This is a genomic window from Streptomyces sp. JNUCC 64 (genome assembly GCF_054484115.1).
Genome location: NZ_CM137015.1, coordinates 1811815 through 1824358 on the forward strand (window position 1 = coordinate 1811815; position 12544 = coordinate 1824358).

Below are 12544 nucleotides of genomic sequence, written 5' to 3' on the forward strand. Positions count from 1 at the left end.
GAGACGATCAACCGGCGATGGCCACCGACACGACGAAAGGGAAGAGCACGGCGGTACCGCTGTGGCTCCCCGTGCTCTTCCTGACCATATTCACCTTCTACACGGACGACCACGTGATCGCGGGCATCCTGCCCGAGATCGCGGCCGGCCTCTCCGTCTCCGAGGCGATGGCCGGCCAACTGGTGACGGTCTTCTCCCTCACCGTCGCGGTCGCCACTCCGGTGGCCGGTCTGCTGCTGGCCGCCACCGCGCGCCGGACCGTGGTGCTCACGGCCCTCGCCGTGTTCACCCTCGCCAACCTCGCCGCGACGGCCGTCGACCACTACGCCGCGATGGCCGCGCTGCGGGTCGTCGCCGCCCTGGCCGCGGCGGCGGCCACTCCGCTGGTCTTCGCCGTCACCGTCGAACTCGCCCCCGAGGCCCGGCGCGGGCGCTATCTGTCCGCGCTCGCCGTCGGGGTCACCGGCTCCATCGCCTTCGGCGTCCCGCTCGGAAGCTGGATCGGCACCTCCTGGGGCTGGCAGGCCACCTTCGGGGCGATGGCGGCCTCGGGCGCGGTGTGCCTGGTGCTGGTGGCCCTGTCGCTGCCCGCCACCGCCCCCAAGCCGCCCCTGCCCGTCCGCGAGCAGCTGCGGGCGCTCGCCGCCCGCCCCGTCCTCCTGGCCCTGACCGGCGGCGGCCTGGCCGTCATGGGCTCGGTCATGCTGCTCACCTACCTGGTTCCCTTCCTGGAGGGAGTGCTGACCGGGCCGGACGGCGTGCGCGGCGCCGTCTTCGCGGTGCTGGGGGTGGCGGGCACCGTCGGCGTCTTCGCGGGCGGCTACGCCACCGACCGGCTCGGCCCCGACCGCACCATCGGCTGGGGCCTGGGCGTCTTCACCCTGCTGATGCTCGCGCTGGGGACGCTCTGGCTGCTGCGCCCCGTGCCACCGGCCGTGGTGCTGGCGCTGATCGCCCTGTGGGGCGTCACCGCCTACCTCAGCGCGCCCGCCGTGCAGACCCGGTTGCACCAGGTGGCGGGGGACCTCACCGCCCAGGCCCTCGCCCTGAACACCAGCTTCGGCTACCTCGGCATAGCCGCCGGGGGCGCCCTGGGCGGCGTGATCGTCGCCCACGCCGACGCCGGGTGGCTGCCCGCCGCCACCGCCGTCACCTCGGCGCTGGCCCTGCTCCTGATCACCACGGCCTTCCGAGGGCCGCACCACACCGGCGCCCGCCCGGGCCCGGTCCAGCGAGACGGAGCCGCCCAGTGAGCGTGCCGCCCCCCGACCCGACGCCCGAGGCCACCACGCTGGGCGCCCTGCTGCGCCCCGTCCTGGGGCGGCTCGTCCTCACCGCGCTGTGCTCGGCGGTGGCCGCCGTGGCCTCGGTGGTGCCCCTGGTCTGCCTGGTGGAACTCGCCCGGATCCTGCTGCCCGGTCTCACCGGGGACCCCGTCGACGAGGGCGCGGCCTGGACCGCCGTCACCGTCGCCGCCGCCGCGCTGGCCCTGCGGCTGGTGCTGCTGCTGTCCGCCTCCACCGTCTCCCACCTGGCCGACGTCCGGCTGGGGTCGCTGCTCCGCCGCCGGGTCGTCGACCATCTGGGCCGTGTTCCGCTGGGCTGGTTCACCCGGCGCAACTCCGGCCTGGTGAAGAAGGCCGTGCAGGACGACGTCGGCGCCCTGCACCACCTGGTGGCGCACTCGGTCACCGAACTGACCACCGCGCTGGTGGTGCCGACCGTGATCGTCGGCTATCTGCTGCTGTCCGACCCGCTGATGACCGTCATCACCCTGGTCCCGGTGGCGGCGGGCATGCTCGGCCTCAAGATCGCCACCCGGGGCGCCACGGAGAAGCTCATCGGGTACGTGGGCTCGCAGGCCCGCCTCGGAGCCGCCGCCGTGCAGTTCGCCGACGGCATCACCGAGGTCAAGACGTTCGGCACCCTCGGCCGGGCCCACGACGCCTACCGGGAGGCCGCCGAGGACTTCGACGACCGCCACCGGGACTGGATGCGTTCCAGCTCCGCCGGGGCGACCTTCATGGAACTGGCGCTCTCGCCGATGACCCTGCTGCTGACCACGGTGCTCGCCGGGGGAGCCCTGGTGCGCTCCGGACACCTCGGGGGTCCGCTGGAACTGCTGCCCTTCGTCGTCCTGGGGCTGGCGATCCCCGCGCCGGTGCTCGCCGTCGGCTTCAACTACCACGCCCTGCTCGCCGCCCGGGGCGCCGCCGCCCGGGTCCGGGAGATCCTCGCCGAGCCCGTGCTCCCCGCACCGGACGCGCCCTCGGCCGCGCCGGACGCCGACGCCACCCTGCGCCTGGAGTCCGTGGACTTCGACTACGACGGCCACGCCGCCCTGCGCGGCGTCGATCTGACGCTCCGCCCCGGAACCGTGACCGCCCTCGTCGGCGCCTCCGGGTCGGGCAAGTCGACCCTCGCCAAGCTGGCCGCCCGCTTCCACGACCCGTCGGCGGGACGGATCACCCTGGGCGGCACCGACCTGCGCGCGCTCTCCTTCGACGACCTCCACGCCCACATCGGCTTCGTCTTCCAGGACACCACCCCGCTGCGCGTCTCCGTCCGGGACAACATCCGGCTGGCCCGCCCCGACGCCGACGACACCGAGGTCCTGCGCGCGGCGTCCGCGGCACGGCTCACCGAGGTGATCGAACGCCTCCCCCGGGGCCTGGACTCCGTCATCGGCGACGACGCCGTGCTGTCCGGCGGCGAGTGCCAGCGGATCGCCATCGCCCGTGCCGTCCTCGCCGACCGGCCGCTGCTCGTCCTCGACGAGGCCACCTCGGCGGTGGACCCGGACAGCGAGGCGGCCATCCAGCAGGCGCTCAGCGCGCTCAGCGCGGGCCGGACCCTCCTGGTGATCGCCCACCGGCTGCACACGGTGCGCGGTGCCGACACCATCGCGGTCCTCGACGGCGGTCGCGTCGTCGAACGGGGCACCCACGAGGAGCTGCTGGAGAGCGGCACCCACTACCGGGCCCTGTGGGCCGCCCACCAGGGCGACGAAGCGTCCCGGCGGCCCGACGCCACCACCGAAAGCGAGCTGTCGAACCGATGATCCGCTCCCTGTTCGCCCTGCTCGACCCGGCGGGCCGCCGCCAGTTGCGCGCCCTGCTGATCCGCGTCGGCGCGGCGGCCGTCCTCCAGGGGCTGGCCGGTTGCGTCCTCATCCCGCTGCTCGGCGCGCTGTTCACCGACGACTGGGACGCGGTGTGGACCTGGGCCGCGGCCCTGGCGGGCCTGGTGCTGGTCCACCACGCGGTGATGCTGCGCAACCACCGCCACGCCGGTGAACTGTCCAGCGCCCTGCTGCGGCTGCTCCACGCCCGGCTGGGCGAAGCCCTGACCCGCATCCCGCTGGGATGGTTCGCCGAAGGACGCGCGGCGACCGTCAACCGGCTGGTCACCAAGACCGCCGTCGACGTGGCCACCGCCCCCGCCCATCTGGTGGCCCCGGTGGTGGCGGCGGTGGCCACCCCGGCGACCATCATCGCCGTCACCCTGGCCGTGCAGTGGCAGATCGGGCTCGCCCTGCTGCTCGGCGCCCCGCTGCCGCTGCTCGCCTACCGTCTCTACCTCCGGGTCATCGAGCGCGTCGAGGACACCTGGGAGGCGGGCACCAACCGCGCGTCCGAGCGGGTCCTGGAATACGCGCGGCAGCAGCCGGTGCTCCGGTCCTACGGTGGCGGCGGCGCTGCCCTGGACCGGGCCCTGACCGACCAGGACGCGGGCGCCCGGAGCATGGTCCTGGGCAACTCGGCGGCCACCGCGCCGCTCTTCCTGGCCCTGCAGACGGTGCTCACCGCGGTGCTGGCCCTCACCGTCCTGCTCGCCCTCGACGGCGGGGGCGACATCGCGGTGCTGATCGCCGTGATGGTGCTGGCCGTGCGCTTCGTGGAGCCGCTGACGGCCGTGGCCGAGGTCGCCGGGGGGCTGCGGATCGCCACCGTGGGGCTGCGGCGCTTCCGCGAGGTGCTGGACGTTCCGCCGCTGCCGGAGCCCGGCTCGCCCGCGACCCCCGGGCCGCCGTCCGTGGAGTTCCGGGACGTGGACTTCGGCTACGCCCCGGGCCGCCCGGTCCTGCGCTCGCTGTCCTTCCGCGCCGAACCCGGCACGCTGACCGCGCTGGTCGGGCCCTCGGGCGCCGGGAAGTCCACCGTGCTCTCCCTGATCGCCCGCTTCCACGACCCGGACGGCGGCACCGTGCTCGTCGGCGACCGGGACGTGCGCGAGCTGGGCACCGAGCGGCTGCTGAGCCGGATCGCCCTGGTCTCCCAGCGCCCGTACCTCTTCGAGGAGTCCATCGCCGAGAACATCCTGCGCGCCCGGCCGGACGCCGGTCCCGACGAACTGGACCGGGTGGTCCGGCTGGCCCGCGTCGACGAGATCGCCGCCCGGCTGCCGGACGGCCTCGACACCCGCGTCGGAGAGGGCGGAGCCACCCTCTCCGGGGGCGAGCGGCAGCGGGTCTCGATCGCCCGGGCCCTGCTCAAGGACGCCCCGATCGTGCTGCTGGACGAGGTCACCTCCTCCCTCGACGCCGTGAACGAGCGGCTGGTCCAGCAGGCCGTCACCCGGCTCGCCGCCGACCGCACGGTGCTGGTGGTCGCCCACCGGCTGGAGACCGTCGAGGGCGCCGACCGGATCCTGGTGCTGGACGACGGCCGCGTCACCGAGTCCGGCTCCCACCAGGAACTCCTGCGGCTCGGCGGCGTCTACAGCCGCTTCGTCGACCGCCGCCGCCAGGCCGCCGCCTGGCGTCTCACCGGCACCGGCTGAGCCCGCCCCGCCTTTCCCCCGGCCCGGAAACCCCGGGCCTCCGGGTCCGCGAACCCCGGACCCCGGACCCCCGACACCCCACCCCACCCCACCCCACCCCACCCGAGAACGGAGTCACTCCATGAGCACCAACCCCTTCGACGACGACAACGGCCGCTTCCACGCGATGGTCAACGACGAGGACCAGTACGCCCTGTGGCCCGCCTTCCGCGAGATCCCCCAGGGCTGGCGGTCCGTCCACGGGGAGGCCAGCCGCCAGGAGGTCCTGGAGTTCATCGAGAACACCTGGACCGACATGCGCCCCCGCAGCCTGCGGGAGGCGATGGCCGCCGACACCGCGGGATGACGCGCCGGGAGGGGGGCGGAACCCGCCGCCCCCCTCCCGTCCGAAGACGACGACCCACCGCCCCAGCGAACGACGAGGAACCCGCGGTGTCCTTCACCGGCAGGCACGACATAGCCGAGATCCTTGCGCTCGGCCCGCTCCAGCGCGGGCTGTACTCACTCAACCGTCTCCACCACGACCATCCACACGCTTCGGGACCCGAGGCCGACGGCTACGCCATCGCCGTCCTGACCGACTTCCACGGCCCGCTGGACACCGACCGGCTGCACCGCGCGCTGCGCACCGTGCTCACCCGTCACCCCCAACTGGTGGCCAGCTTCCGGGACAAGGACCTGCCCCACCCGGTGCAGCTCGTGCCCGCGACCGTCGACGTGCCCTGGCACGTCGTCCGGATGACGCCCGAGGAGTTCGCCGCCCACGTCGAGGCCGAACGCGAGGCCCCGTTCGACCTCACCGCCGGACCGCCGCTGCGCGTCACCCTCGCCCGGCTCGGGTCCGGACACCACCGGCTGCTCTGCGTCTTCCACCACATCGTGATCGACGGGTGGTCGGTACCCGTCTTCTGGAACGAACTCGCCACGGCCTACGCCGAGGACGGCCCCGGACCGGTCACGCCCCATCCCGCCTACCGGGAGTACATCGGCTGGCTGCGCCGTCAGGACGGCGCGGCGTCGCTCGCCGAGTGGAAGCGGGCCCTGAGCGGAGTCGGCGAACCGACCGTCGTGGCCTCCCGCACCCGGGTGGACGGCGAGCCGCACCGGGCGACCCTCACCATGCGCTCCCTCCAGGGACCGCCCCTGGAGGCGCTGCTGTCCCGGGTGCGCGCCGCCAACCTGACCGTCAACACCGTCGCCCAGGCCGCCTGGGCCGTCCTGCTCAACCGGCTGACGGGGCGTGAGGACGTCGTGTTCGGCGTGACCGTCTCCGGGCGGCCCGAGGAGGTGCCGGGGATCGAGTCCGCCATCGGGCTGTTCATCAACACCCTCCCCGCCCGGGTCACCCTCGACCGCGACGAACCGCTGATCGAGCTGTGCCGGCGCATCCAGCGCGACGCCGCCCGGCAACGGTCCCACGGCTACACCGGGCTCAGCGAGATCCAGCGCGCGAACGGCTGCGGCGACCTCTTCGACACCCTGATGATCTTCCACAACACCCCCAAGGGAGCCGCCCGGGACACCCTGCCGCTCGGGGGTGGGGTGAGCATGTCGCCGGTCTCGATGGACAGCTACACGCACTACCCGCTGACCGTCGTGCCGTTCCTGCTGGACGACCGGCTCTACGTCAACGTCGACCACATCGACGCCCTCCTCGGCGGGCTCGACCCGGGACGGCTGGCCGAACGCCTCCTCCAGATCATGCGGGACATCGCCGCCGACCCCTCCCGCACCCACCGGGAGCTGGACGTCCTCCTCCCCGGGGAGCGGGCCGAACTGGCCCGCCTGGCCGACGGCCCCCGCCTCCCCGCGCCTTCCGGGACTTCCGGGCCTTCCGAACGTCCGGAAGGGGACACGGACCACGGGGCGCGTCAGGAGCCGGACCACGGGGTGCACCGCGAGTTCGAACGGGCCGCCGCCCGGCACCCGGACCGGGTCGCCGTCCGCGACCGCAGCTCCGAGGTCCGGTACGGCGAGCTCGACCGCTGGTCCAACGCCCTGGCCCGACGGCTGCGCGCCCTCGGCGTCGGTCCGGAGACCCGGGTCGCCCTGGCCCTGCCGCGCACCCGGGACTACCTGGCCGCGCTGCTCGCCGTGCTCAAGGCGGGCGGCACGCTGGTGCCGCTCGATCTGGCCGCCCCCATCGACCGCAACACCACCATCGTGCGCCTCGCCCGCGTCCAGGTGCTGATCGCCCTGCCCGGGGAGCAGGACTGGTGGACCGGCCCGCGCTGCGCCCCCGGCGCCCCCGCCGACGGCGACGCTCCCGGCGCCGCCGCGCCGCTCCCCGGCGTCACCCACCCGGAGCAGGCCGTCCACACCGTCTTCACCTCGGGTTCCACCGGCGAGCCCAAGGGCGTGGTGGCCACCCACCGGGGGCTGGCCACCCTGCTGCGTGCCCACCGGGCCGAGATCTACCACCCGGTGACCGCGGAGACCTCCGAGCCGCTGCGGGTCGGGCACTCCTGGTCCTTCGCCTTCGACGCCGCCTGGCAGCCGCAGCTGGCCCTGCTCAGCGGACACACCCTGGAGCTGTTCGACGAGGAGGACCAGCACGACCCGGCCCGGCTGGTGCGCGGCATCCGCGAGCGCGGCGTGGACATGCTGGACACCTCGCCGTCGATGTTCGCCCGGCTGTCCGAGGCCGGGCTGATCGAGGACGGCCGCTGCCCGCTGCGGATCCTGGCGCTGGGCGGGGAGGAGATCTCCCGCTCCGTCTGGGACACGCTCGCGGGCCTGCGGGGCACCCGCGTCCACAACTTCTACGGCCCCACCGAGATCACCGTGGAGGCCGTCAACGCCCGGGTGCGGGCGGGGGAGGAACCCGCCATCGGCAGGCCCGCCCCGGGCTCCCGCGCCCTGGTCCTGGGGCCCGATCTGAGGCCCGTGCCGCTGGGCACCCGGGGCGAGCTGTACCTGGGCGGAGCCCAGGTGGCGCGCTGCTACGAGTCCCGCCCCGCGCTGACCGCCGAGCGCTTCGTCCCCGACCCGGAGACCGGCGAGCGCCTCTACCGCACCGGGGACGTGGTACGGCGGGACGCGGCCGGACGGTTGGTCTTCCTGGGGCGCGCGGACGAGCAGGTGAAGATCCGTGGCTACCGGGTGGAACTCGCCGAGGTGGTGGCCGCTCTGGAGGCGAGCGACGACGTGGCCAAGGCCGTCGTCGTCCCGTTCGCGAACGGACGGGGAAAGGCCCTGGCCGCGTACGTGGTCGCCTCGTTGGCGCTCAGGGAGACGGGCCGCCCCTTGGACCCGGTGGCCCTCCGCGACGAGCTGGCCGGGCGGGTCCCGGCCTATCTGATCCCCGCGCGCGTCACCGTGCTGGACAGCGTCCCGCTGACCGTCAACGGCAAGACCGACCTGCGGGCGCTGCCCCGGCCCACCGGTGACCAGGCGGCTGACGGCACCGCCCGGCCGCCCCGCACCGCCACCGAGCGTGCCGTCCACCGGGCGGCGCGGGCCCTGCTGGAGGCGTCGGACCTCGGCTGCGAGGAGGACCTCTTCCACCACGGCCTGGACAGCATCGCCACCATCTCCCTCGTCGGCGAGCTGCGCCGGGCGGGGCTGCCCTGCACTCCCCGCCAGGTGATGACGCACCGCACCGTCAGCCGGCTCGCCCGAGCGATCGACGCCACCCCCGCCCCGGCCGGGCCCCCCGGGACGGACACCCCGACGGACACCGGGGCGGACACCGGGAACGAGGACACCCAGGAACAGGAAGTGGCCACCCCGGTCCTGGACTGGCTGCACGGGCTGGGCGACCACCGCCGCTTCGCCCTCTCTCAGCTGATCACCCTGCCGCCGGGCCTCGCCCTGGACCGGGCCGAAGCACTGCTCGACGCGGTACGCCGCGCGCACCCCCAGCTGTCGGCCCGCGCGGTCACCGGGGCGGACGGGCGCTTGCGCCTGGTGAACCGCCCGCCCGGAACCGTGCCGGACGGCACACCACCGAAGGTCCTCACCGAGGAGACCCATGCGGAACTGACGCCTCCCACGGTGCTCGCGGCGGCCCGCCGCGCCTGGGACCGCCTGGACCCGGCCGAGGGCGCCATGCTGACGGGCGTGCTGCTGCGGGAGAGCGCCACCGGGCGGGACCTGCTGTTCCTCGCCGCCCACCATGCCGCGGCGGACCTCGTCTCCTGGCAGATCATCCTCACGGACCTGGCCACCACCGCCACCGCCACCACCACCGCCGACAGCGACGGCAACGACAGCAACGACAGCAACGGTGGACGCACCGCGATAGACGTTCCACCCGAACACACCTCCATGGCGGCCTGGTCCCGGGGACTGGCCCTCCGTGCCCAGGGCCCGGAACCGGCCCGGCAGCGGCGGTACTGGCAGGGCGTGCACCAGGCCGTGGCCGGGGCGCCCCGGCTGGCACCGGCCACGACCTGGCCCCTCACCGGCACCCGGGGTGCGCTGCGCTCCCACCGCGTCCGCGCGGACGCGGACTCCACGGCGATCCTGCTGCGCCACCCGGCCGCCACCCCCGAGGCGGCGCTGCTCGCCGCCACGGCCCTGGCCGAAGCGACCTGGCGCACCGCCCACGCCACCGGCACCGGCACCGGTCTGGCCCTGGTCCGGGAGGGCCACGGCCGCCGCGACGAACTGATCGAGCCCTACCTCCAGGCGGGGGACGGCAGGCCGGTGGACACCTCCCGCACCGTCGGCTGGTTCAACGTGCTCCACCCACTGGTGATCGACCGCGCCGCACCGCGCACCACCCTGGAACACGCCGAACGCGACACCGCGACGGCACTGCGGCTGCTGTCCTCCGTACACGGGGAACTGGAGGCCGTACCGCACGGCGGCTTCGACCACCCGTCGGCCCCGCCGGCCGACGGGCCCGGACCGGACGTCCTCTTCAGCTATCTCGGCCGCGTCGACCGCCTGTCGGCCCCGGACGGCACGGGGAAGCACCCCTGGACCGTGGTCGCCGACGAGGCACTGGTCCGGGAGTTCCCCGAGGACAGCGAACCCGGACTCCGGCAGGCGTTCGCGCTGGAACTCATCACAGCGGTGCATCCGGGCCCGGACGGACCGGAGTTCGAGGCGGCCTGGCGCCACGACCCCGCGGTCGTGGCGACCGCCGACATCGAGGAACTGGCCCGGTACTGGGTGCGGGCCGTGGCCGTGCTGGCCCGGGCCGCCCAGCGGCAGGAGAGGAACGAGGAATGAGCGGAACCATCGAAGCGGGCGGAGTCACCCTCGCCTACGAGGAGACCGGCGACGGCGAGCCGGTCGTGCTGGTCATGGGCGCGGGCTCCCCGGGGAGGGTGTGGCGCCCGTACCAGGTACCGGCACTGGTGGCGGCCGGGTTCCGGGTGATCACCTTCGACAACCGGGGAGTGGGCGGCAGCTCCCCGTGCCCCGGCGGATTCACCCTCGCCGACCTCACCGACGACCTCGCCGCCGTCATCGAACAGGTCGCGGGCGGCACCGCGCACGTGGTCGGCACCTCCCTCGGCGCCCGGATGGCCCAACGACTGGCGATGACCCGGCCGGAACTGGTCGACCGGCTCGCCCTGCTGGCGACCAGGGGACGCGCCGACGCCGCTCTGACCACCTACGCGCACGCCCAGATCGCGGTCCAGCGGCAGGGCCTGACCCTGCCCCCGGAGGTGTCGGTGGCCCTGAACGCGCTCGCCAACCTCTCCCCCGCGAGCCTGCGCGACGAAACCGCCGCCGAGGACTGGCTCGCCATGCTGAGCATGGCGCCCCCGACCCCGTCGGCGGGAGTGCGGGGCCAGTTCGAGGCCGCGCTGACCCACTTCCCCCACAGCGTCTCCGAACTGGGCTGGATCACCGCCCCCACCCTGGTGCTCGCCTTCGCCGACGACCGGCTCTCCCCACCGCACCTGGGCATCGAGGTCGCCGAGGCCATCCCGCGCGCCCGCTGCGAAGTGCTCCCGGAAACCGGCCACTTCGGCTACCTGGAACGCCCCGAGGAGGTGAACGCCCTCCTGGTGGACTTCCTCACCAGCCCCTCCCCCGACCGCCCCCGCGGAGAACACCACCGCACAGCGCAAACCACCAGCCGGTAGCCCCCGCTCACGACACGTCAGCCCGGCAAGCAACGCCTGCCGGGCTGACACGTTCCCGCCCTCACCAGCCGGGCGGGAAAGGACCGACACCGCACCGCCGGGGAAGGCGCGGGTCAGGCGTCCTTCTTCACCGGCTCCAGAATCGCCAGGCACTCCACGTGGTGCGTCATCGGGAACAGGTCGAAGGCCCGCAGCGTCCGCACCCGGTACCCCGCCTCGCGGAAGAAGCCGAGGTCGCGGGCGAGGGCCGCCGGGTCGCAGGCCACGTACGCGATGCGGCGGGCGCCCAGGGCGGCGAGGTGCTTCACCGTGGAGCGGCCCGCGCCCGCGCGGGGCGGGTCGAGGACGATCAGGTCGGTCTCGGTGATGCCGGTGCGGGGCAGCACCTGCTCGACCTTGCCCTGCTCGATCCGTACCCGGGGGAAGTCCCGCAGGTTGTGCCGCGCGTCCTCCACCGCCCGCTTGCCCGACTCGACGCCGAGGACCGCGCCCAGCTCGCCGACCCGGTCGGCCAGCGCGCCCGCGAAGAGGCCGACGCCGCAGTAGAGGTCCAGGGCGGTGTCGCCCTTGCGCGGCAGGAGGCCCTGCATCACGGCCTTGACCAGGGTGTCCGCCGCCTTGGGGTGGACCTGCCAGAAGCCGCCGTTGCCGACCCGGTATGTCCGGTCGTCCGCCCGCTCCCGGACGAAGGGGCGCCCGTGCACCCGGTGCACCCCGCCGTCCTTCTCGTCCACGCGCAGCACCGACACCGGACGGTCCAGCTCGACCAGCGGGAGCCGGGCGCCCGGACGCGGGGTGAGGATCACCTGGCGGTCCTGGGAGCCGGTCGCCGCGATCGCCTCGACCGATGCCATCCCGGGCCACTGGCGGGCCTCGACGCCCAGCTCGGTGACCCCGGGCGCCGCGATCATGCAGTGGTCGACCGGTTCGACGTCGTGCGAACGGTGCCGCCGCAGCCCGGCGCGCCCCTCCTCGTCGACGGCGTACTGCACCCGGGTGCGCCACGCGGGCACCTCGCCGACGGGCAGCTTGTCGCCCTCGGCGGGCATCACCGTGCCGTCCCAGCCGACGTCCTCGGGGGTGAGCCCCGCCAGCCGCTGGAGCTGCTCCGCGACGACCTCGCCCTTGAGCCGCCGCTGGGCACCCGGCTTGGCGTGCTGCCAGTCGCAGCCCCCGCACCGCCCCGGACCCGAGAACGGGCACGGCGCCGTCACCCGGTCCTTGGACGGGTCCCGCACCTCGACCGCGTCCGCGCGCAGGAAGCGGGAGTCCTCGTCGCCCTCGGTGACCCGGGCGAGCACCCGCTCGCCGGGCAGCGCGTGGCGCACGAACAGCACCCGGCCGTCCTCGGTGCGGGCGACGCAGTGGCCGCCGTGGGCGACGGGGCCCACCTCGACCTCGTACTCCTGGCCCACCAGCGATTTCTTCGGTTCTGCCTGCATGGCGGGGTGACTCCACGGGGATGGGGGAAGGCTGCGGAACAACAGCCCACCAGTCTACGTCCCCGGCGGCGGTGCCGTGCCCCGGACCGGGCCGAGGCGCGGCGGTCCGGAGCGGTCCGGAGCAGGAGGGCGCCCGTGCGGCCGGGGCCGGAGGACGCGCGCCCTGGAGCCGGGCGGCGCGGCGCCCGGCGACCCCAGGGACCGGCGGCCTCAAGGCCCTACGGTCCTACGGCCCCAAGGCCCTACAGTCCCAAAGCCCCGAGCGGTGCGGCG

7 protein-coding genes are annotated in these 12544 nt (G+C 74.8%); 6 read left to right on the forward strand and 1 reads right to left on the reverse strand.

What is annotated here, in order from left to right; genetic code table 11:
• Positions 1 to 17 precede the first annotated feature (17 nt).
• From ACVWNX_RS07050 to ACVWNX_RS07075, 6 genes are all read left to right on the forward strand, one after another.
• Positions 18 to 1253, forward strand: coding sequence for an MFS transporter (locus ACVWNX_RS07050; protein ID WP_454413021.1), 1236 nt, complete (start codon positions 18 to 20; stop codon positions 1251 to 1253).
• Complete coding sequence (locus ACVWNX_RS07055) at positions 1250 to 3061, forward strand: ABC transporter ATP-binding protein (protein WP_454413022.1); 1812 nt, start codon at positions 1250 to 1252, stop codon at positions 3059 to 3061. The genes ACVWNX_RS07050 and ACVWNX_RS07055 overlap by 4 nt, the downstream gene beginning before the upstream one ends.
• Entirely contained in the window at positions 3058 to 4782 is a 1725-nt protein-coding gene (locus ACVWNX_RS07060; RefSeq protein ID WP_454413023.1) for an ABC transporter ATP-binding protein, read from the forward strand. Before ACVWNX_RS07055 ends, ACVWNX_RS07060 begins: the two co-directional genes overlap by 4 nt.
• A 121-nt stretch (positions 4783 to 4903) precedes the next feature.
• The gene (locus ACVWNX_RS07065) at positions 4904 to 5128 is read left to right on the forward strand and encodes an MbtH family protein (protein ID WP_454413024.1); all 225 of its coding nucleotides are present in this window, start codon (positions 4904 to 4906) and stop codon (positions 5126 to 5128) included.
• 86 nt (positions 5129 to 5214) lie between these two features.
• On the forward strand, positions 5215 to 9963 hold the full coding sequence (locus ACVWNX_RS07070; RefSeq protein WP_454413025.1) for an amino acid adenylation domain-containing protein: 4749 nt from the start codon (positions 5215 to 5217) through the stop codon (positions 9961 to 9963).
• A complete protein-coding gene (locus tag ACVWNX_RS07075; RefSeq protein WP_454413026.1) occupies positions 9960 to 10829 on the forward strand; it encodes an alpha/beta fold hydrolase in 870 nt (289 codons plus the stop codon). The genes ACVWNX_RS07070 and ACVWNX_RS07075 overlap by 4 nt, the downstream gene beginning before the upstream one ends.
• A 113-nt stretch (positions 10830 to 10942) precedes the next feature.
• Here ACVWNX_RS07075 and ACVWNX_RS07080 read toward each other — a convergent pair whose 3' ends face one another.
• Positions 10943 to 12271 carry a class I SAM-dependent RNA methyltransferase gene (locus ACVWNX_RS07080; protein ID WP_454413027.1) on the reverse strand — a complete coding sequence of 443 codons (1329 nt, stop codon included), beginning with the start codon at positions 12269 to 12271 and terminating at the stop codon, positions 10943 to 10945.
• Positions 12272 to 12544: the final 273 nt, after the last annotated feature.